This is a genomic window from Rhodopseudomonas sp. B29 (assembly GCF_000333455.1).
In the GTDB taxonomy this organism is placed as follows: domain Bacteria; phylum Pseudomonadota; class Alphaproteobacteria; order Rhizobiales; family Xanthobacteraceae; genus Rhodopseudomonas.
The window spans coordinates 1-22083 of record NZ_BADD01000056.1 but is presented as its reverse complement, the minus strand read 5'-3'; the positions used below and the strand labels follow the sequence as shown (position 1 = coordinate 22083).

Genomic DNA, 22083 nt, shown 5'->3' with positions numbered 1-22083 from the left:
TTGGCCTTCGTTCGTCGCGCAGCGGCCCCGGCGGCACCGCGGCCGACACCAGCGACCACGTGTAGGGATGGCGCGGCGCGGTGAACAGCGTCGAGGCCGGCGCCTGTTCGACGATCTTGCCGAGATACATCACGGCAATCTCGTCGCAGAATTGCTGGATGACGCCGAGGTCGTGCGAGATGAAGATGTAGGTGAGTCCGCGCTCGCGCTGCAGCTTCTTCAGCAAATTCAAAATCTGCGCCTGGATGGCGACGTCGAGCGCCGACACCGCTTCGTCGCAGACGATCAGTTCCGGCTCCGGCGCCAGCGCGCGGGCGATGCATAAACGCTGCCGTTGCCCGCCCGAGAACTGATGCGGAAACAGGTCGGCGGCTTCGGGCGGCAGACCGACTTCGGTGAGGAGCTGCTTGACGCGGGCGTCGCGCTCGCTGCGGGTGCCGATGTGCAGCAGGTCGAGCGGCTCACGAATCTGATCGCCAGCGCGGCGGCGCGGATCGAGCGCCGAGAACGGATCCTGAAACACGATCTGCAGATGCTTGCGCGCCTGGCGCAGCGGCTCGCCGTCCAGCGGCATGATGTCTTCGCCGCGAAACACCACCTGGCCGGACGTCGCCGGCACCAGCCGCATGATCGCCTGCGCGGTGGTTGATTTGCCCGAGCCGCTCTCGCCGACGATGCCGAAGGTGGTGCCGCGCTTGACGCGGAAGCTGACGCCATCGACGGCGTGGACGAACGACGGCTTGGCCCAGGCCCGTTTGCGGCCGGTGCGGAAGTGCACGACCAGATCGTTGACGTCGAGCAGGATCGGATCGCCGTCCTGCGGCACCGGATGAATGTGCATCATGCGGCGATCTCCTGCGCGCGCCAGCACGACACGGTATGGCCGGGCGCGATGGCGCCGAGCGGCGGCTGCGGCCGCGAGCGGCAGACGTCGGTGGCGTTGGCGCAGCGCGCCAGGAAGGCGCAGTCGGGTCCGCGCTGACCGAGCGACGGCACCATGCCGGGGATCTCGCCGAGGTCGTGCCATTGCGCCGGCTTGGCGACGCCCACCGTCAGATGCGGCACGCAGCCGAGCAGGCCAGACGTGTAGGGGTGGCGCGGCGACGCGGCGAGTTCCTTGGCCGGGCCGGTCTCGATGCAGCGGCCGGCGTAGAGCACGGCGATATCGTCGGCCAGTTCGGCGACGGCGCCGAGATCGTGAGTGATCAGCACGATCGCGGTTTCGGTCTCGTCCTGCAGCTTGGCCAACAGATCGAAGATCTGCGCCTGCACGGTGACGTCGAGCGCGGTAGTCGGCTCATCGGCGATCAGCAGCTTGGGTTTGCAGGCGAGCGCCATCGCGATCATCACCCGCTGCCGCATGCCGCCGGACATCTGATGCGGATAGGCCTTGGCGCGCTGCGCGGCGGCGGGGATCTGCACCGCCTTGAGAAATTCGACCGCCTGCTCGGCGGCGTCCTTGCGGCTGAGCCGGCGGTGATAATACAGCACCTCGGCGATCTGATCGCCGACGGTGTAGAGTGGGTTCAGCGCCGTCATCGGCTCCTGAAACACCATCGACATCGCATCGCCGCGCAGGCTGCGCAGCCGCTTCGGCCGTGCCGTCAGCAGGTCCTCGCCGTCGAGCAGGATGCGTCCGCCGGTGACGACGAAGCCTTCGGCGAGCAGCCCCATGATGGCCAGCGCCGTCATGCTCTTGCCGCAGCCGGATTCGCCGACCAGCGCGATGGTCTTGCCCTTGTCGAGCGTGAACGACAGGTTCTCCAGCACCGGCACGAGGCCACCGCTGCGGCCGGTCATGCCGACGCTGAGATTCTCGACAGCCAGCACCGGCATGCTCACCTCCGCCGCAGCCGCGGATTGACCGCGTCGTTGATGCCGTCGCCGACCAGGCTGACCGCCAGCACGGCCAGGAAGATCGCGGCGCCGGGGAATGTCACCGCCCACCAGGCATCGAGCACGTAGTTGCGGTTCTGGCCGATCATCAGGCCCCAGCTCATGGTGTTGGGATCGCCGAGACCGAGGAAGCTAAGACCGCCTTCGAACAGGATGGCGACGCCGATCGCCAGGGTCGCCGACACGATGATCGGCGGCAGCGCATTGGGCAGCGCCACGCGCAGGATCAGGTGCCAGCTGCCGGCGCCGGCGGCGCGCGAGGCCTTGATGAAATCGAGATCGCGCAGCCGCATGAACTCGGCCCGCGTCAGCCGCGCTGCCGAAGGCCAGCTCACCACGCCGATCGCCAGCGTGATGGTCGACAGCTTGGCGCCGAACAGCGTCACCAGCACCATGGCGAACAACAGCGGCGGCAGCACCTGGAAGAATTCGGTGATCTTGACCAGCAGGGAATCCATCCAGCCGCCGAAGAAGCCGGCGAGCGCGCCGACGCTGACGCCGATCACGATGGTGATCAGCGCCGCCACCGCGCCGACCGTCAGTGTCGCGCGTCCGCCATGGATCAGCCCGGACAGCACATCACGGCCGAGATAGTCGGTGCCGAGCAGCGCATCGGCGTCCGGCGGCGCGAACGGCATGCCGACGATCTCGAGCGGATCGACGTGGTAGATGAACGGCCCGAAAATGGTCGCCGCGACCAGCAGCACCAGCAGGATCGCGCCGGCGACACCGGACGGGCTCTTGCCGAACTGTCGCAACGCGGCGCGCGTCGGCGACACCGCCTTGGCGACGGGAAGTTCGGCGACCGACGCCGAACGCGACGGGCCGGCGGCGGATTTTGCGTTTTCGCTTTCAGCCACGGCCAGGGGCGACTCCAGCGTGCTCATCGGGCCCCCGCACGAATGCGTGGATCGATCAGCCGGTAAACCAGATCGGTAATGATGTTGGCGGCGATCACCAGAACGGCCGAGAAGAACAACACCGCCATCAGGGTCGGATAATCGCGGCGCAGGATCGAGTCGTAGACCAGTCGTCCCATGCCGGGCCAGCTATACACCGTCTCGACCAGCACGGCGCCGGCGAACAGATTGCCGAACTGCAGGCCGACCACGGTGACGATCGGGATCAGCGCGTTGCGCAGCGCGTGCTTGAAGATCACCACGCTTTCCGGCAGCCCCTTGGCGCGGGCAGTGCGAACGTAATCGGCCGACAGCACGTCGATCATGTTGACGCGGGCGAGCCGCGAATATTGCGCGACGAACACCATCGCCAGCGTCGCCGACGGCAGGATCAGATGCTTCAGCACGTCGAGCAGATGGGCGATGCCCTGCTTGGGATGCACGACGTCGGACATGCCGTTGACCGGCAGGATCGGCCACACCGATCCGAACAGAAGTAGCAGCAGCAGCCCAGTCCAGAACACCGGAGCCGCGTAGCCGGCCAGCGACACCACGGTGACGGCGTGACTGAACAAGCCGTTCGGCCGCCGCGCGCTGGCGACGCCGAGCAGCGTGCCGATCACCACCGCCATCACCACCGAGGCTAAGGCGAGATAAAGAGTTGCCGGCAGCCGCTGCGCGATCAGTCCGAGCACCGGCTGGTTGAAGTAATAGGAATAGCCGAAGTCGCCGCGCAGCACGTTGTGCAGATAGGTGAACAATTGCTCGATCAGGGAATGATCGAGGCCGTATTTGGCCCGCAGCGACGCGATCACCTCGGCCGACGCGCCGCCCATTTCGCCCGCGATCACCTGCACCGGATCTCCCGGCGCAGTATGGATCAGGCAGAAATTCAGCACCAACACCGCGAGCAGCAGGGCCGCGGCGTTGGCGAGTTTTCCGAACAAATGGACGAGCAGCGTCATCGCGTGTCTTCAATCGTCTCGCGTCAAGTCTTCGGCGGTGTCACCCACTGCAGCTCGTCGAGCGGCGAGGCGATACCCCAGATCGAGGTCGGCAGATTGCCGAGTCCCTTGGCGAAGGCGTTGTAGTAAGGCACCGCGTTAATGTAGTAGATCGGCACGTCCTGGACGACGATCTTCTGGAACTCCGAATACAGCGCCTTGCGCTTGTCCGGAGCGGTCTCGACCGCGGCCTTGCCCAGCAGTTCGTCCACCTTCGGGTTGGAATACTGCTGGGTGTTCGACCAGATGATGCCCTTGCGGATGTTCGACGACAGATAGGTGCGGTCGACGCCGATCACCGGGTCGGCCCAGTTGTAGACCGTATCCATGGTCAGATCGAAATCGTAGTTCGACACCCGCTGCGCCCAGGTCGGGAAGTCCGGCGCGGAGCGCACTTCGAGATTGATGCCGATTCGCTTGAGCGCCGAGCGCATGTACTCGGCGACGTTGCGCTGCTGCTCGTCGCCGCCGGGGATGTAGTCGATGGTCAGCGTGGTGCGGACGCCGTCGGCATTCGGCTTCAGGCCGGCCTCGTCGAGCAGCTTCGATGCCTTGGCGAGATCGAATTTGTACTGCTCGACATTCTTCTCCTCGAGCGGCGAGCCGGGCGCGATCGGACCGGTCGACGGCGTCGCCTTGCCGCCCATCAGCTTCTTGACGATGAAGTCGCGATTGGCCGCATAGGCAATCGCCTGACGGACGCGAACGTCGTCGAGCGGCTTCTTCTTGGTGTTGAAGGCGAGCCAGTTGAGCGCGCCGATGCCCTCGAAGCCCTTGTCGGTGACGACCAGGTTCTGCGACTTCTCCAGGCGATCGATATCACGCACGCCGGTGATGAACGGCGCCGAATGAATCTCGCCGCGCTCGGTCGAGACTAGCAGCGCGTTCGGATCGGAGAACAGCCGCACCACGATCTTGTCGAGCTTCGGACGGCCGGGGATGAAAAACTTGTCGAATTTTTCCAGCGTGTAGTAGTCGCCCTGCTTGTACTCGACGAGCTTGTAGGGACCCGAGCCGATCGGCTTGAGATTGGCCGGATGAGTCTTGAGGTCCTGGCCGTCGCCGTAGACGTGCTTGGGCATGATCGGCATCAGCGCCGGCGACATCGCCAGCAGCAGCGCGGGATGCGGATGCGTCAGCTTGATCACCGCGGTCTTGGGATCGGGCGTCTCGACCTTGTCGACCGCGGCCAGCATCGTCTTGAACGGATGATTCTCCTTGATGGCCATGATGGAGAACGCGACGTCTTCCGACGTCACCGGCTTGCCGTCGTGGAACAGCGCGTCGTCGACCAGCTTCAGCGTCACCGACAGCCCGTCGGGCGCGATCTCCCACGACTTCGCCAGATAGGGCTGCGGATTCCACTTGTCGTCGTAGCGCAGCGGGCTGGCGAAGATCTGCGTGCTCGGCAGCGCCGTGGCGATGCCCGACTGCACCGCGCCGTTGAAGTGGCGCGGCACCTGGGTGGAGCCGATAACCAGCGTGCCGCCGCCGGCGGATTGTGCCCAGGCCTCGAACGGCAGCCCGGCGAAAGCCAAGCCGCCGAGAGCACCGGCCATGAAGGATCGCTTCGACAAAAGCATGGATCAGGACTCCGCTTCAGGTTGACGGTCGGGACGAGATCGGCCGCATCGGCCGGGGCGAGAAATTTTGCAGGAGGCGCTCACGATACCGCCTCCGTAGCCAGCGCGCGATCGAGCAGCGCGTCGAGCAACGAAGCCGGCGGCAGATCGGCGGTGCCGACGCCGACCAGTTCGATGCCGCAGTCCGTCGAGCCGGATTCAGACGCCGACAGCGACCAGACCTTGTCGACGAGTTGCAGAACGGCCGAGCCGCCTTCGCCCGCGAACCGGCACGAGCCCTTCAGCCGCAGCAGCTGGGGCGGCAGGGCCGCGAGGGCGATCGTCAGCGCGCGGCGGTCGAACGCGCCGGCGCGGCGATACGACCAGCTGCGAAACTGCTCGGCATGATCGATCGCCTTCGGTTCGGGCGAATCCGCCACGAACAAACTCGGCGTCGCATCGCCGAGCTCACTGAGCGCCGGCATCTCGCCGCGCACTGTCTTGATAATTTTCTTGAGCGGGAAGATCCCCAGCAGTTTCGACTCAGCGTCGAAAAACCTCGCAGGGTCCACCAGATCGCACTTGTTGAGCAACACCACATCGGCCCGTGCGAACTGCGCCCGCACCGTATCGCCGACCTGCGGGTCGTTGAGCAGCGCCACTATGCGGCTGGCATCCGCCAGCACGATGACGCGCTCGAGCCGCAGCATCGGTTCGATCAGCGCGATCTCGGCGATCTTCCACGGATCGCCGACGCCGCTCGCCTCGATGACGATACGCTCGAACGGCGGCTGCGCGTCGAGCACGCGGGACAGCGTATCGACGAAGCTGGTGCCGATGCTGCAGCAAATGCAGCCGTTGGTCAGCGTCATCGTGGCGCCGTCGTGGCCGGCGATCAGACCGGCATCGATATTGATCTCACCGAAATCATTGACCAGCACCGCGCTGCGCGAGCCGCCACTCGCCAGCAGGCGATTGACGAAGGTGGTTTTGCCGGCGCCGAGAAAGCCGCCGATCACCGTGACTGGAATGGTCGCGGACGCGGCCTTCATGCGCGAGGCGCCTCCCGAGGGATGCCACCGACCACGGTGCCCCAGATCGCCACATCTTTCAGCCGCGCCGGCTGGATCGTCAACGGGTCCTCTTCGAGCACGACGAAATCAGCAAATTTGCCTGTTTCAATGCTGCCGACGAGATGATCCATCTTCAAAGTGTAGGCGGCGCCGATCGTCACGGCCGCGAGCGCCTGTTCGACGCTCAACGCCTCGGTGTCGCGACCGAGCACGCGGCCGCTGGACGTGACGCGATTGACCGCGCACCAGGCGGTGAACAGCGGCGCCAGCGGCGTCACCGGTGCATCCGAATGAATGGCGAACGGCACGCCGATGCGGGTCGCCGTCCCGGTGGCGTCGATTCGCGCGGCGCGCTCCGGCCCCATCGTCAGTTCGTAATGGGCGTCGCCCCAATAATAGATGTGGTTGGCGAACAGATTGGCGCAGACGCCGAGATTCTTCATGCGCCGGAACTGCGCCGCATCCGCCATCTGGCAGTGCTGCAGCGTGTGGCGATGATCGGGCCGCGGCACCGCTATCTGCGCCGCCTCGATGGCGTCGAGCGCAAACTGAGTGGCTTCGTCGCCATTGGTGTGGATGTGAAGCTGAACACCGGCGCGATGATAGGCCTCGACGGTGCGCGGAAGTTCCTCGGGCGCGATGTACCACAGGCCATTCGGAGTGCCGTTGTGATAGCCGGGCCAGCGCAGCCGCGCCGTGAAGCCCTGGATCGAGCCGTCGACCACGAGCTTGACGATGCCGTAGTGGAGTTTGTCGTTGCCGTGGGCACGCAGCGTCTCGAGCTTGGCGATCGCCTGCTCGGGCGTGTGCGACACCGCGGCGAGCGCCGGCACCAGACGAACACCGAACTCGTCCGTCGCGGTGATGCGACGATACACTTCGATAGTCGGATCGGTGAGATCGTTGTGCAGGTCGGTGATGGTGGTGACGCCCTGGACGCAGGCCGAGGACGCGAAGCGGAGTACGTCCGCATCGCCGATGCCGCCGGCCATCGGATTGTGGCCGAGCGCACGGAACAGCCGCAGCCGCGCCGGAATGCCCTGCAGCTCGCCGCTGGCGAGTCCATCGGGGCCGGCGACGACGCCCGAGATGTCGGTAGCGCGTAGCAGCTCGGCGAGCTCCAGCGTCGGCGTGTTGACGTTGTTGATGTGGAACGACGCATGCACCACCAGGACCGGGCGCTTGGTGGAGACGCGATCGAGGTCGTGGCGGCTGAGCATCTTGCCGCCGATATGCAGCGGATCGAAGCCCCAGGCGTAAAGCGGCGAGCCGTCGTCGGGCATCTCGCGCTCGGCCTGCTGCAGCCGCTCGACGATGGCATCGATGGTCGGTACGCCGGCGACGAGCTTGCCCTCCGGCGAGCGGCGATCGAAACGCGCCGACATAAAGGCTGCTTCCACATCAGGCCTTTCATGATGTGGGCATGGCCTTCGACGAAACCGGGCATCAGCACCTTGTCGGCGAAACGATTATCGAGCGTGGCGCCGTCGAACAAAGTTCTTCGGCCGATCCGGTATCAACGATCCGGCCATCTCGCACCGCAACATGCGTCGCGAAAGGCCGCGTCGGATTCATCGTGATGATCTTGCGGGCGGCGAAAACGACGGTGCCGGATGTCACGCTGAGGCTCCCCTGAATTGCACCTGCAAGCGTGAAGCGAACCCCATGCACGCACTAGCGCCAGATACCGAGCACGAATGGAGCCAGCGCTATTCGTAAGACGCCGGGCTCGCTGGCAGGCTTCTTGCTTAATAACGGCGAACCCGACATTCTCAGCCACCGCGCGCGCGGATCATCCGCTGCGCCGGCAGGATATCGTTTTGGGAAAGCTTGCACAGCTCACTTCCGCTCGTGCGCCTGCGCACGACAATTCGGCAAATGCCGCGGACATTGCCGCTCCTTTGAGCAACGATGCGTTGTTCTGGGGCGCGCTTTTCCGCGGGATGGATCGTGGCGGTGCTTTCCTGCAACTGCAGATACGCCAGATCATCGTCACCGCGATCGAAGACGGGCGGCTGCCGCTCGGGATGCGGATGCCGTCGAGCCGCGATTTGGCGACAGTGCTGAAGGTGTCGCGCAACACGGTGGTGATCGCCTACGAGCAACTGGTCGATCAGAATTTTTTGGTCTCGCGCCAGCGCAGCGGCTATTTCGTGGCGGGTCTGGCGAAAAAATCCGTCGCCGAGCAGCCGCAGCCGGCCGAAGCGGCAAGCCGGGACGACGCGCATTGGGACAGCCGCTACGCGGTGCGGCCGTCAGCGCATCGCAACATCGTCAAGCCGGCCGATTGGCAGGCGCAGCCCTATCCGTTCATCTTCGGCCAGTTCGATCCGAGCCTGTTCCCCACCAATGACTGGCGCGAATCGGCACGCGCGGCGCTGAGCGTGCCCGAGATCAACAACTGGGCGCGCGACCTGATCGACGGCGACGATCCGGCGCTGATCGAGCAGTTACAGCTTCAGGTTCTGCCGCGGCGCGGCATTCACGCGCGCACCGACGAAATCATGATGACGATCGGCGCCCAGCACGCGCTGTCGCTGATCGCCACGCTGTTCGTCAATGCCGGCACGCGCGTCGGCATCGAGGAGCCGGGCTATCCGGACGCGCGCAACATCTTCCGCCTGCTGACGCCCGAGGTGGTGCCGCTCGCGATCGACGGCGACGGACTGGTGCCCGATGCGGCGTTCCGCGGCTGCACGCTGGCTTACGTCACCGCCAGCCACCAGTGTCCGACCGCGGTGACGATGCCGCTTCAGCGTCGGCAGGAACTGCTGAAGGCCGCGCAAGACGGCGATGTCGTCGTGGTCGAAGACGACTACGAGGGCGAGATGATGCCCGAGGCGGCGACGCTGCCGCCGCTGAAGAGTCTCGATCGCGACAGCAACGTCCTCTACGTCGGCAGCCTGTCGAAGGCGCTCGCGCCCGGGCTGCGGCTCGGTTACGTGGTGGCGCCGGCGCCGGTGATCCGCGAACTGCGCGCGCTGCGCCGGCTGATGCTGCGGCATCCGCCGCTCAACAACCAGCGCGTCGCGGCGCTGTTCATCGGACTTGGCCATTATCGCGCGCATCTCGCGCAAGTCGGCCGCGTGCTGCTCGAGCGCGCCCGGCTGCTCGACAGGCTGCTGCCCGAACATCTGCCGGACTGCAGCTTCTCGCGCGGCGCCGGCAGCACGAACTACTGGATCACCTGCCCGCCTACGCTCGATTGCACCGCACTGGCGCAAGCCGCACTCGAACAAGGCGTCGTGATCGAACCCGGCGCGGTGTTCTCGATGGACGAAGCCGCCAGCCGTCACTGCTTCCGCCTCGGCTTCTCGTCGATCCGGACCGACCGCATCGAGATCGGCATCCAGCGCCTCGGCAAGGTGATCGCGCGGCAGCTCAAGAGCTAGGTGCACCGAGCCGTTTCATCGGCACGCAAGCAAGTCTGCGCTGACATTTAGCACGGAATTTGCTTGCTGGTTCCCAACATGGATGCCGCATGAATCTCATCAGTCTCGATATTCGTATGCTCCGATCGCTGATCTCGGTGGTCGAGACGGGGAGCATCACCGAAACGGCACGGCGCCTCGGACGCACTCAGCCGGCCATCACGTTACAGTTGCAGCGACTGGAAGAACTCGCCGGAAAGCAGCTGTTCTCGCACGGCGGCCGGCGCGTGACGCTGACCGAGCACGGCACCACGGTTCTGCTCTATGCCAAGTCGATCTTGCGGCTTCACGACGAACTGATCGCACAGCTCGCCTCACAAGAGATCGAAGGCCAAGTCGTTCTCGGCACGCCGGATCTCTACGCAGCCTTCATGCTGCCTTCAATCCTGGCGGTGTTCCGCAAATCCTTTCCGCGGATTCAGGTCGAACTGAACTGCGCGCTGTCGACGCCGCTGGTCGGCCTGGTGAAGCGCGGCGATGTCGACATCGCGCTGGTCACGCGGATGAACGACTTCACCGGCGGCCAGGTTGTTCGCCACGAACAGCTGGTGTGGATGACGGGCGAACACTCGAAGGCACACCTGGAACAGCCGGTGCCACTGGCGCTGCTGCCGCCGGGCAATATCTTCCGCGACTACGCGATCGATGCTTTGGAGCGCGCCGGCATCCGCTGGCGCATCGCCTGTGTCAGCGAAAGCGTCGGCGGCCTGCAGGCGGCCGCGTTTGCCGGGATGGCGGTGACGGTGCTGGGCCGCAGCGCATTAGTGCCGACGATGCGGGAGATCGGCGTCGCCGAAGGACTGCCGCCGCTGCCGAAGGTCGAGCTGCTGCTCTACAAATCCAACGGTGCGACCTCGAAAGCCGCCACGGCGCTGCACGATTATCTGGCGCATTATCTGAGGCTGGACGAAGACCTCGTCGCGCCCGGTACGCCGATCGAACTGTCGTAGATCTTTCGATCGCGCCGCCGCCACATCGGGCGGCGGCACGCTCGAATATTCAGCTCAGCGCCGCGTCGACGGCGCGCTTGGCCATCACGGTGACCAGATGGGCGCGATAATCGGCTTCCGCATGGATGTCGGAGGTCAGGCCCTCGGTATCGATCTTGATCGCTGCGATCGCCGAGGGATCGAAATGCTGCGCCAGCGCCTGCTCCATCGGCGGCACGCGGAAGACGCCCGGACCTGCGCCGGTGACGGCGACACGAACGCCGTCGGTGAATTGCGCCACGAACACCCCGACGAGCGCGTAGCGCGACGCTGGCGCCTTGAACTTGGCGTAGCCGGCCTTGAGCGGCACCGGAAACCGGATCGCCGTGATTATTTCACCGGGCTGCAGCGCGGTTTCGAACAACCCGACGAAGTACTGATCGGCCGGAATATCACGAATGTTGGTGACCACTGTGGCGCCGAGCCCGAGCACGGCGGCCGGATAGTCCGCAGATGGATCGTTGTTGGCGACCGAGCCGCCGATGGTGCCGCGATTGCGTACCGCCGGATCGCCGATCAGCGACGCCAGCGTCGCCAGCGCGGGCAGCCGCTCCGCCAGCATGGCCGAGCGCGCCACGTCCGCGTGCCGCGTCATCGCCCCGATGGTGATGGTGGGGCCCTCGTCCTTGATGCCCGAGAGCCCCGGCAGCTTCGACAGATCAATCAGCGCCGGCGGCGCGGCAAGCCGCTGTTTCAGCGTCGGGATCAGCGTCATGCCGCCGGCGACGATCTTGCTGTCTTCGAGTGCACCGAGCAGCCGAGCGGCCTCGGGAACCTGGCTCGGCTGATGATAAGCGAACGATTTCATCTAGGTTCTCCTTACTCGGCGGCGATCGGCAGCGACGCGTTCTGCAGCAGGCGCCAGATCCGGTTCGGCGTCGCCGGCATGTCCACATGGGTGACGCCGAGATGCGACAGCGCGTCGACCACGGCGTTGATCACCGCGGCGGGCGAGCCGATGGTGCCGACCTCGCCGCACCCCTTCACACCCATCGGCGTGTGGGTGCACAGCGTCGAATGCGTCGCGATATTCATCATCGGCATGTGATCGGCGCGCGGCATGCAGTAGTCCATCAGCGAGCCGGACAGCAGCTGCCCCGAGCCGTCGTCATAGACGGCGTTCTCGAACAGCGCCTGGCCGACGCCCTGGACGATGCCGCCGTGGAGCTGGCCCTCGACGATCATCGGGTTGATCACGGTGCCGACGTCGTCGACCGCCGTGTAGTTGAGCAGCTGCACGACGCCGGTCTCGGGATCGATCTCGACCTCACAGATGTGGCAGCCACCCGGATAGGTGAAATTGACCGGATCGTAATAGGCCTGTTCTTCCAGCCCCGGCTCCAGCACTTCGAGCGGATAGTTGTGCGGCACATAGGCGGCACCGGCGATCTCCTCGAAGGTCTTGACCCGGTCGGTGCCCGCCACCGAGAATTTTCCGGCTTCGAAGTGGATGTCCTGCTCGCTGGTCTCGAGCAGATGCGCAGCGATCTTCTTGCCCTTGACGATCACCTTGTCGGCGGCCTTGGACAGCGCCGCACCGCCGACCACCAGCGAGCGCGACCCGTAAGTACCCATGCCGAACTGAACGCGGTCGGTGTCGCCGAACACGATGTCGACATTGTCGAACGCCACGCCAAGCTTCTCCGAGACGATCTGCGCGAAGGTGGTCTCGTGGCCCTGGCCGTGATTGTGGGTGCCGATCAGCACCGTCACCTGCCCGCCCGGATGCACCCGCACCGTGGCGCTCTCGTAAAGACCGCCGCGCGCACCGAGCCGTCCGGCGAAGCGCGACGGCGCCAGGCCGCAGGCCTCCACATAGGTCGAGTAGCCGAGGCCGCGGAATTTGCCGCGCCTGGCCGACTCCGCCTTGCGCGCGCCGAAACCGGCGACATCGGCGGCGGCCAGCGCGCCGTCGAGGCAGCCCATCGGATCGCCGGAATCGTACTGCACCAGCACCGGCGTCTGATACGGATAGGCTTCCTTCGGGATCATGTTGCGGCGGCGGATCTCGACGCGGTCGATGCCCATCTCGGCGGCCGCGACGTCGACCATGCGCTCCAGCACGAAGGTGGCTTCCGGCCGGCCCGCGCCGCGATACGCGTCGACGGGCACCGTGTTGGTGAACACCACCTTGACGTTGCAGTAGATCGCCGGCGTCGTGTAGACGCCGCCGAGCAGCGGCGCGTAGAGGTTGGTCGGAATGTTCGGCCCGAAGGTCGACAGATAGCCGCCCATATTGGCAAGCGTCTTGACGCGGAAAGCCAGAAATTTGCCGGTCTCGTCGAGCGCGAGTTCGGCCTCGGTGACATGATCGCGGCCGTGGCGATCCGACAGATAGCCCTCGGAACGGCTCGCCACCCACTTCACCGGCCGCATCACGCGCTTCGCCGCCCAGGCCAGCGCCGCTTCCTCGCCGTAGTGAAACTGCTTGACGCCGAAGCCGCCGCCGACATCGGGCGCGACGACGCGCACCTTGTGCTCGGGCACCTTCAGCACCAGTCCGCTCATCAGCGTGCGGACGACGTGCGGAAACTGGCTGGTGGTCCACAACGCGTGCTGGCCGGTGCCGGGATTATAGTCGGCGACCGCGGCGCGCGGCTCCATCGGATTGCCGATCAGCCGGTTGTTGACCAGGCTGAGCTTGGCGATATGCGCCGCCTTGCGGAACGCGGCTTCGACCGCGGCCTTGTCGCCGAGCTCCCAGTCGCAGCAGATGTTGTTCGGAATATCGTCGAACAATTGCGGCGCGCCGGGCGCCACCGCGTCGAGCACGCCGACCACCGCGGGCAGCACCTCGTAGTCGATGTCGAGCAGGTCGGCGGCGGCGTTGGCCTGTTCCGGCGTCTCGGCGATCACCAGCGCTACCATGTCGCCGACGAAGCGCACCTTGCCTTGTGCCAGCACCGGGAACGGCGGCTCCTTCATCGGCACGCCCTGGGCGTTGCTGATGCCCCAGCCGCACGGCAACGTGCCGAGCCCATCGGCCGCGACGTCCTCGCCGGTCAGGATCGCGATCACGCCCGGCAGGGCCAGCGCCGCGGTCTTGTCGATGCCGCGCAGCACCGCATGGCCGTGCGGCGAACGCACGAACACGCCAGCGGTCATGCCGGGGATCTTGATGTCGGAGACGTAGTTGCCACGCCCGGTAAGGAAGCGCTGGTCTTCCTTGCGCTTCGGGGCCGCGCCGATGCCGATCACATTGCTCATGGTCACTCTCCCCCGGCGGCGTGCATGGCGGCCGCGCCGGCCATCACCGCGACAACGATGTTCTGATAGCCGGTGCAGCGGCAGATGTTGCCTTCCAGGCCATGGCGAACTTCCGCTTCCGTCAGGTTCGGCTTGTCCTGCGCCAGCGCGATCGCGGTCATCAGCATGCCGGGCGTGCAGAAGCCGCATTGCAGGCCGTGATGCTCGCGAAACGCCTCCTGCATCGGATGCAGCCGGTTCGACCCGGGCTCGCCCTGCAGGCCCTCGATAGTCAGCAGCGTGGCGCCATCGAGCGCTGGTGCCAGCAGCGTGCAGCTCTTCACCGGCACGCCGTCGAGATGCACCACGCAGGCGCCGCATTGGCTGGTGTCGCAGCCCACATGGGTGCCGGTCAGATCGAGCTGTTCGCGGAGCAGATCGGCGACCAGCATGGACGGCTCGACCTCCACACTGGTCGGCCGGCCGTTGAGGATGAAGGATATCTGCACGATCGAAACTCCTTGATGCACGGCGATGGATCAGGCGAGAGGGCGGGCGAGCTCGGTCGGCCAGGTGGCGACCACGACGTCGCCGACATTGAGCGGATCGGCGAAGAAGGTTTTCTCCGGCACGTAGGCTACGAATTCGTCGTCCGGCACAGTGTCGAGCATCACCTTGACGAAGTACCCCTGGTACTCGATCGCCAGCACGCGGCTCGGCAGCGAGGTCGAGCAGCCCGTCGGTAGCGCTCCGCCCGGGCGGACCAGCGCGACGTCGTCGCGGCGGATGGCAATGTCGATCTTGTCGCCGATACCGAGGCTCGAGCGCGCACGCAGCGGCACCTCGATCGCACCCGGCGCCGCCTGCCCCAGCATGAAGCTGGCGCCGTTGACCTTCTCGACACGGCCGGACAACACGTTCTGGCCGCCCATGAACTCGGCGACGTAGCGATCGTGCGGCTGGGCATAGACCTCGCGCGCCGGGCCGGCCTGCTTGATCCTGCCGTTGTCCATCACCACCACGAGGTCGGCGAGCGCGATCGCTTCGAGCTGCGTATGGGTGACGTGGATGAAGGTGATGCCGAGGTCGCGCTGCATCCGCCGCAGCTCCTGCCGCATCTGCACGCGGAGCTGTTCGTCGAGCGCCGACAGCGGCTCGTCGAGCAGCAGCACCCGCGGTTCGGTGATGGCCGCGCGCGCGAGCGCGACGCGCTGCTGCTGGCCGCCGGAGAGCTGCGCCGGCAGCCGATCCGCGAACGGCGTCAACCGCACCTTCTCGATCATCGCGTCGGCGGCACGCAGCCGGTCGGCCTTGGCCATGCCGCGCACCCGCAGCGCGAAGGCGATGTTGTCGCGTACAGTGAGATGCGGAAACAGCGCGTAGGACTGGAACATCATCGCGGTGCGCCGCTGCACCGGCGGCAGACCGACGACGTTGTGGCCGCCGATCACGATCTCGCCCGCGGTCGGGTCCTCGTGGCCGGCGATCATCCGCAGGATGGTGGTCTTGCCGCAGCCCGACGGGCCGATGAAGCAGCAATAGGCGCCGTCGGCGATCTTCAGATTGACGCCGTCGACCACATTGCTGACGCCGTCGAAGCTCTTGCAGACGCCTGCCAGCTCGATATCGCCACGTTCGATTTTCATGCCAGACAACTCCTAGCCGTGCGCCGATCCGCCGCCGCGCCGCTTCTGGATCAGCACGATGGTGCCGAGGCCGACGGCGATGACGACGAACGAGACGATCGTCGTCACCGTGCCGAGTGCGTAGAGCGACGGAGACGTGACGTTGAGCGTCATGCTCCAGATCTCGAGCGGCAGCGTATTCAGCGAGCCCGCCGTCTGCAGACTGCGGGCGAATTCGTCGTAGGACAGCGTGAAGCCGAACAGCGCGACCGCGACGAGGCCGGGCGCCAGCACCGGGATCATCACCAGCCGGATCGTCTGCCAGCGGCTGGCGCCGAGATCGTAGGCGGCTTCCTCCCAGGCGTGGTTGAAGCGCGACATCACCGCGAACATGACCAGCACGCCGAACGGCAGCGTCCACGACAATTGCGCGCCGAGCGCCGAGGTGTACCAAGCCGCGTTGAGGCCGAGCGCCTGAAACAACAGACCGGTACCGAGGCCGAGCACGAGGCCGGGCGCCACCAGGCTGCCGATCATCATGGTGAACACGGCGTTGTCGCCGACGAAGCGGCGACGGAAGCCGAGGCCGGCGAGAAACGACACCACCACGGTGATCACCGTGACGATCAGCGCCAGCTTGATCGAGCGATCGAACGAGCCCTTGACGTCGCCGGTCCGCGCCTGGGTGAACAGATCGACGAACCAGTGCAGCGAGTGGCCCTTCATCGGAAACACCAGGCCGCCGCGGATATCCTGAAACGACAGGATGTAGATGCAGATCATCGGCCCGTAGAGCGCCAGCACGTAGAGCGTGAACAGCCCGGCCAGCACGTAGAACGTCCACGGCCGCTGACCGCGGCTCGGCGCGATCGCCTTGCTCACCGCAGGCTCGATCGTCTCAGGCGCTTCGACCACCGCGGTGCTCATCGGGTGATCTCCCGGCGGATATCGACGGTGCGCAGGATCAGCGCCACCACGCCCATCAGCACCAAGGTCAGCAGCACGGCGCTGGCCGCCGCGGTCGGATACTGCAGCACACCGACGTCCTCGTAGAATGCGCTGACCACCGAGGCCGAGCCGCCACCGGACATCACCTTGACGACGAAGAAGTCGCCCATCACGATCGAGACGACGAAGATGCTGCCGAGCGCGATGCCGCTCTTGGACATCGGCACGACGATGTGGCGCATGATCTCGAAGCGGCTGGCGCCGGCGTCGACGGCGGCCTCGATCACCCGCTTGTCGATCCGCGCCATCGAATTGAAGATCGGCACGATCATGAAGATCGTCAGCTGGTGCACATAGGCGATCACCACGGCGAGATCGGAGAACAGCAGCACGTCGAGCGGCTGGCGGATCACGCCGGTCGCCAGCAGCGCGTCGTTGATCAGGCCTTCCTTGCCGAGCAGCGGAATCCAGGAAATCATCCGGATGATGTTCGAGGTCCAGAACGGCACCGTGCAGATAAGGAACAGACCGATCGCCAGCAGCGGATTGCGGACGTGAAACACCAGGAAGTACGCGACGAAGAAGCCTATCAGCAGCGTGAACATCCAGGTCAGCACGGTGAACTTGATCGTCGCCAGATACAGCTTCAGCGTCAGCCCTGAACTAAGCACCTCGGCGTAATTCGACAGCGTGAAACCGGGCGTCAGTCCACCGAAGCCGTCGGTGGTGAACACGCTCGCCGCCAGCACCACCAGAATCGGCGCCACGAAGAACGGCACCAGCACCAGAACCAGCGGAGACACGTACAACCACCCGGCGAGATTGGCGCGTGGCAAGGGAGAATTCGACTGCATCGGCATGACCAGGCTGGAGGTCGCGGGCCCGGCCGGCGCAAGAACGCGCCGACCGGAGCATCATGATCAGTGCAGGTTTCAGGCCACCTTGAAGTCGTTCCAGCGCTTGTTCATGTAGGCGGATTCGTCCATCAGCGTGTTCCAGCACGAGATGTTCTTGACCCGCTCGAGGAACGAGCCGCCGTCGCGCTTGGTGCCTGCCTTTTCCATCGGCACGCCGTAGGGATCGTTAATCACTTCGGGCGCCGGCTTGCCTTCGTACCAGAACGCCCATTCGGCCGGCGTCAGGAATTTCTTGGCCGTCGACGGCACCGGGCTGTAGTAGCCGTAGCGCGCCACGAAACCGCCCTGCCAGCCGGACAGATACCAGTTGAGATATTCGTAGGCGGCGTCGAGCTTCTTGCCGGACAGGTGCTTCATCAGGCCCATGCCGTTGCACCAGCCGCGATAGCCTTCCTTGCCGTTCTTGATATTGACCGCGGCGTAGACGCAGGGAATTTCCTTGACGCGGACCGCGGCCACCGCCGGCGACCACATCGACTGGATGATCACTTCTCCCGCCGCCATCAGCTGCACCGACTGATCGAAGGTGGTCCAGGTGGCGCGGAACTGGCCGGCCTTCTTCAGCTCGATCAGCTTGTTGCAGGTGAAGTCGATCTCCTCCTTGGTCATGTTACCCTTGTTGCCGTACTTGATCAGGCCGGCACTCTCGAAGCACAAAGCGGCGTCCATGATGCCGATTGCCGGCACGTCGAGGATCGCGGCCTTGCCCTTGAATTTGGGATCGATCAGCTCCTTCCACTCGGTCACTTCATGACCGACCAGATCGGGGCGATAACCGATCGAGTCGGCGTTGTAGACCTGCGGCAGGAAGGTCGCCCACTCGGTGACGCCGTCGTGTAGATCGGTTGAATCGGGCTTGGAGATGTACATCGCCTCGTAGGGCGAGATGCCTTCGCGCGGGATCTTGTGACCGTCGATCTCGCCCTTGGTGAAGATCGGCAGGATGTTGTCGAATTCCTTGATCTTCTTGACTTCGATGCCCTGGATGACGCTGCGCTTGGCGGCGAGCTTGGCTTGCCAGCCTTCGAGATCGGCGATGTCGACTGTGTTTGGCTGGCTGATGAAGCGATTGATCGCCGCCGAGGTGTCGAGATTCTGCATCGTCACCTTGAAGCCGAGATCCTTCGCGGCCTGGTCACCGATCGCCTTCACCACCGAGTACGACACGCCGACATGGCGCAGCTCGATATCCTTGATCTCCTGGGCCCAGATCGTCGGAAAGCCGCGGATCGCATCGCTGCCGACCGCCGCGCCGGCGACCGCTGCGGCGCCCTTGAGCAGTGAGCGACGGCTCAGTTTCTTCGCCGACTTGGCTTCCGTCCCCGTCGGATCGGAAGAGGATACTCCGCTGTCCTTATCGATCATGGCGCTCTCGCTGACTGAGTTGAAGATGAGCATCATCACTTCACTCGGCGACGATGCGATCGGTCATGCGCGAGGCTATGGGCGAGATTTTGGGAAGTAAAATTGGAAGCAAAAATTGGCCGCATTAGCGGAATTAATGAACGAAGCCGCTGCATCGGCTTTGCGCAGAGCGCCCAAGGAATCGCCAGCTCACGGCTTCGATATGATCTTTACGTCGAGCGCTGCCGCGATCAGCATGCGACGGATCACAGCAGCTCGCCGATACCCTTTGCGGCGCTCAGTAGCGCCACGATCGCAAGGCTGGCGACGGAAACCTGGCGATGCAAGCGCTCGCTGCCGCGGCGAAAACCTTGCTCGCCGATCCAGGTGCCGACGAACATCGCCGGCAACGTCAACAGAGTGAGCCAGGCCACCTGCGTGGTGGCGAGACCGAAGAACGCGATGCTGCCGAAAGCCGCGATTGCCGTGGCGAGAAAGAAGATCAGCAGCGAGGCGCGCGCCACGACGGAGCGAAACGGCCCGGACATGTAGTACACCACCACGGCCGGCGCCGGCATGCCGGCGAGACCGTTGAACAGCCCAGCGAGCGCGCCGACCCCGATGGTGACGAGGCGCGACGGTACGACGTCGAAGGCGAAGCCGCGACCGAGCACGACGACTGCGCCGAACGTGATGCACGAGATGATGATGCGCGCGGCCGCGGCCGGCGCGACGCTGAGCACCAGCGCGCCGAGCGGCGAGCCGATGATTGCGCCCACGATCAGCCAGCGCAGCGACCACCAGTGACCGTCCTGGTGATTGCGGCGCAGATCGTTGAGGCCACCGAGAAGTTGCAACAGCACGGCGATCGGCACCGCCTGGGAGGGCGTCATCACCATGCCCATCAGTGGCACGGCGGCGAGTGCGAAGCCGAAGCCCGTAAAGCCGCGCAACACCGCAGCCGTCAGCACTGCCGCGAGAGTGGCGGCTGCGAGACCGGGGGATGGCAGCGCGGCGATGAGAGTGGCCTGCGCCGCTGCAACGATTGAGTGCATGCGCGGCTACGGGAAGGGGAGCATCGAGGCGGTCTATGACCGTTGTGGTTCTGCACGGAAGGACCACTCTTCGGAAGCTTCCACCCTGGTGTTCCAGCGCGCGCGACCGCCTGACAGCTCATCAGGCGCCGATGCGGCCTTGGCGCGGCTCCGCCGAAGCGGGCTGCTTTTTGCCTTTGTTAGGTCATCGACGATCCGGCACGCAAAGCCAAGGGCCAATGCGGGTCCGGCCGTTGGGCCAGTCTGCCCGCGCGGCTCTGGTCCGCCACGCTTGCGTCATCTGGTTCTAAGCCGGCGGCCGAAGGTCGTGACAGTTTTGCCTGCGAAGCGTGCATCTCCGCATCGGTTGCGGCGCGCGGAAAGCAGAATGGATTGATCATGTCCGATCTCGACACAGCTCGACTGAAGACGCTGGAAGCCGTGTTCCAGGCGTTCAACCGCCACGACGGCGCCGCCGTGATGGCGGGGATGACCGACGACGTCGTGTTCGACGCCGCCGCCGGACCCGAAGCGCGCGGCCGTCGCATCAGCGGCGCAGCCGACGTGCGCGCGGCGTTCGAGGGAACGTTCGCGATGTTTCCTGACGTGAGCTGGGAATGCACGCGCCACGCGGTGTTCGGCGATCGCGGCATCTCCGAATGGATCTTCCGGGCGACCGCCAAGGACGGCTCCAAGATCGAAGCCGAAGGCGTCGACCTGCTCGGCTTCCGCGGCGACAAGATCTGCACTAAGAGCGCGTTCCGCAAGGACCGTCCGCCGCTGCCGGCGGCCAAGTAAGAGGCGGCCGCGTCATGAACAAGCCGCTGAATCATTCGCCCTTCGCCGCCTACGATCCCCACTACGATCCGCTGGTCAGCGACGGCCCCGGCCGCAACCGCAACTACGCGCCGACCTACTGGACCGCGACCGCCGGTACGCCGCCGCAGGACGACGGCCCGATCACTCAGGATGTCGATGCCGATGTCGTCATCATCGGTTCCGGTTTCACCGGCCTCGCCTGCGCGATCTATCTGGCGCGCGAGCACGGCATCAAGGCGACGGTGCTGGAAGCCAATCGCGTTGCCTGGGGCTGCAGTACCCGTAACGGCGGCCAGGGCCAGAACGCCGCCGGCCGGCTGACGCGCTCGCAATGGATCGAGCGCTGGGGCCGCGACGTCGCGCTCAAGCTGCACGCCGAAATCCGCGACGGCTTCGAGACCTTCGAAGAGCTGGTGCGCAGCAGCCCGATCGACTGCGAGCCGCAGCGCGGCGGCCATCTCTACATCGCCCACCGCCAGCGTAACCTCGACAAGATCGCCGCCGAGGCCAAGGTTCTCACCGACGTGTTCGGCGAGCCGACCCGGTTGATCGGCGCCGACGAGCTGCGCCAGAACTATCTCAACGAGTCCGAGGCTGTCGGCGCGGTGCTCGAGCCGCTCGGCACCGGGGTGCATCCGGCCAAGCTCGCCTTCGGCTATCAGCAAATGGCGCGCGACCTCGGCGCCAAGGTTCACCCGGGCAGCCCGGTGATCGATATTACCGAACGCGGTGGCGTGTTTTATCTGCGCACACCGGGCGGCACGGTGAAGGCGCGCGCGGTCGGCATTGCCACCGGCGCCTACACGGCGCCGGGCCTGACGCCGCTGCTGCGCGGCCGCTGCATGCCGATCCTGTCCAACTCGATCGTGACACGGCCGCTGACCGCGGCCGAACTCGAGACGACCGGTTTCAAGACCAAGCTGGTGCTCACAGACACGCGCACGCTGCGCTACTACTATCGTCTGCTGCCCGACAACCGCGTCCAGATCGGCAGCCGCTCGTCGATCACCGGCGCCGATGCCGACCATCCCAAGCATCTGCAGCTCCTGATCGATGGCCTGCACCGCAAATTCCCGGCGCTGACCGGCATCGAGATCGACTACTCGTGGTGGGGCTGGGTCGACGTCAGTCACGACATGATGCCGCGCATCTTCCAGCCGGCGCAGGACCAGAAGCTGTTCTATGCGCTCGGCTACGGCGGCAACGGCGTGTCGTACTCGGCGCAGGCCGGCCGCCGCATGGCGCAGATGATCGCCGGGCAGCGTTTCAAGGGTCAGGATCTGCCGATCTTCACCTCGCCGCTGCCGACCCACACCTTCTCGCCGTTCCGCCGCATCGGCCAGCGCATGCTGTATC

The 22083-nt window shown here is 65.6% G+C and carries 20 protein-coding genes; 4 read left to right on the top strand and 16 right to left on the bottom strand.

Features of this window, described 5'->3' with window-relative positions:
* The 8 genes from I5M_RS01845 to I5M_RS34360 all read right to left on the bottom strand — a co-directional run.
* The coding region (locus I5M_RS01845; RefSeq protein WP_022719846.1) for an ATP-binding cassette domain-containing protein at positions 1–844 on the bottom strand (844 nt) is incomplete at its 3' end.
* Positions 841–1836, bottom strand: a complete 996-nt coding sequence (locus I5M_RS01840; protein ID WP_031335023.1) for an ABC transporter ATP-binding protein — start codon at positions 1834–1836, stop codon at positions 841–843. The genes I5M_RS01840 and I5M_RS01845, both read right to left, overlap by 4 nt.
* A 2-nt stretch (positions 1837–1838) precedes the next feature.
* Entirely contained in the window at positions 1839–2783 is a 945-nt protein-coding gene (locus I5M_RS01835) for an ABC transporter permease (protein ID WP_022719844.1), read from the bottom strand.
* Positions 2780–3760, bottom strand: coding sequence for an ABC transporter permease (locus tag I5M_RS01830; protein ID WP_022719843.1), 981 nt, complete (start codon positions 3758–3760; stop codon positions 2780–2782). Before I5M_RS01830 ends, I5M_RS01835 begins: the two co-directional genes overlap by 4 nt.
* 23 nt (positions 3761–3783) lie before the next feature.
* Positions 3784–5358: an ABC transporter substrate-binding protein gene (locus I5M_RS01825; RefSeq protein WP_244431909.1), complete on the bottom strand. Its 1575-nt coding sequence runs from the start codon at positions 5356–5358 to the stop codon at positions 3784–3786.
* A gap of 104 nt (positions 5359–5462) precedes the next feature.
* Positions 5463–6413 (bottom strand): GTP-binding protein, encoded by a 951-nt coding sequence (locus I5M_RS01820; protein ID WP_022719841.1) that lies wholly within the window; start codon positions 6411–6413, stop codon positions 5463–5465.
* A complete protein-coding gene (locus I5M_RS29000; RefSeq protein ID WP_244431908.1) occupies positions 6410–7819 on the bottom strand; it encodes an amidohydrolase in 1410 nt (469 codons plus the stop codon). Before I5M_RS29000 ends, I5M_RS01820 begins: the two co-directional genes overlap by 4 nt.
* Before the next feature lie 61 nt (positions 7820–7880).
* A complete protein-coding gene (locus I5M_RS34360) occupies positions 7881–8009 on the bottom strand; it encodes a hypothetical protein (protein WP_376738653.1) in 129 nt (42 codons plus the stop codon).
* Positions 8010–8335: 326 nt separating this feature from the next.
* On the opposite strand from I5M_RS34360, the gene I5M_RS01810 reads away from it, so the two are divergent.
* On the top strand, positions 8336–9826 hold the full coding sequence (locus I5M_RS01810) for an aminotransferase class I/II-fold pyridoxal phosphate-dependent enzyme (RefSeq protein ID WP_022719840.1): 1491 nt from the start codon (positions 8336–8338) through the stop codon (positions 9824–9826).
* An 89-nt stretch (positions 9827–9915) separates the two neighbouring features.
* Complete coding sequence (locus I5M_RS01805; RefSeq protein ID WP_022719839.1) at positions 9916–10815, top strand: LysR substrate-binding domain-containing protein; 900 nt, start codon at positions 9916–9918, stop codon at positions 10813–10815.
* A 49-nt stretch (positions 10816–10864) separates the two neighbouring features.
* Here I5M_RS01805 and I5M_RS01800 read toward each other — a convergent pair whose 3' ends face one another.
* The 8 genes from I5M_RS01800 to I5M_RS01765 form a co-directional block, all read right to left on the bottom strand.
* Positions 10865–11662: a xanthine dehydrogenase family protein subunit M gene (locus tag I5M_RS01800; RefSeq protein ID WP_022719838.1), complete on the bottom strand. Its 798-nt coding sequence runs from the start codon at positions 11660–11662 to the stop codon at positions 10865–10867.
* 11 nt (positions 11663–11673) lie between these two features.
* On the bottom strand, positions 11674–14061 hold the full coding sequence (locus tag I5M_RS01795; RefSeq protein WP_022719837.1) for a xanthine dehydrogenase family protein molybdopterin-binding subunit: 2388 nt from the start codon (positions 14059–14061) through the stop codon (positions 11674–11676).
* 2 nt (positions 14062–14063) lie between these two features.
* Positions 14064–14549: a (2Fe-2S)-binding protein gene (locus I5M_RS01790; RefSeq protein ID WP_031335019.1), complete on the bottom strand. Its 486-nt coding sequence runs from the start codon at positions 14547–14549 to the stop codon at positions 14064–14066.
* 30 nt (positions 14550–14579) lie between these two features.
* A complete protein-coding gene (locus I5M_RS01785; RefSeq protein ID WP_022719835.1) occupies positions 14580–15686 on the bottom strand; it encodes an ABC transporter ATP-binding protein in 1107 nt (368 codons plus the stop codon).
* A 12-nt stretch (positions 15687–15698) separates the two neighbouring features.
* Positions 15699–16592, bottom strand: coding sequence for an ABC transporter permease (locus I5M_RS01780; RefSeq protein WP_022719834.1), 894 nt, complete (start codon positions 16590–16592; stop codon positions 15699–15701).
* Positions 16589–17467: an ABC transporter permease gene (locus I5M_RS01775; protein ID WP_031335017.1), complete on the bottom strand. Its 879-nt coding sequence runs from the start codon at positions 17465–17467 to the stop codon at positions 16589–16591. Before I5M_RS01775 ends, I5M_RS01780 begins: the two co-directional genes overlap by 4 nt.
* 78 nt (positions 17468–17545) lie before the next feature.
* Entirely contained in the window at positions 17546–18895 is a 1350-nt protein-coding gene (locus I5M_RS01770; RefSeq protein WP_031335015.1) for a PotD/PotF family extracellular solute-binding protein, read from the bottom strand.
* Positions 18896–19140: 245 nt separating this feature from the next.
* Positions 19141–19929, bottom strand: a complete 789-nt coding sequence (locus I5M_RS01765; protein ID WP_022719831.1) for a sulfite exporter TauE/SafE family protein — start codon at positions 19927–19929, stop codon at positions 19141–19143.
* 378 nt (positions 19930–20307) lie between these two features.
* Here I5M_RS01765 and I5M_RS01760 point away from each other — a divergent pair, with 378 nt between their 5' ends.
* Both I5M_RS01760 and I5M_RS01755 read left to right on the top strand, forming a co-directional pair.
* Complete coding sequence (locus tag I5M_RS01760) at positions 20308–20706, top strand: nuclear transport factor 2 family protein (RefSeq protein ID WP_022719830.1); 399 nt, start codon at positions 20308–20310, stop codon at positions 20704–20706.
* 14 nt (positions 20707–20720) lie between these two features.
* Positions 20721–22083, top strand: a 1363-nt coding sequence (locus I5M_RS01755) for an FAD-binding oxidoreductase (protein WP_022719829.1), incomplete at its 3' end; no start/stop codon positions are given.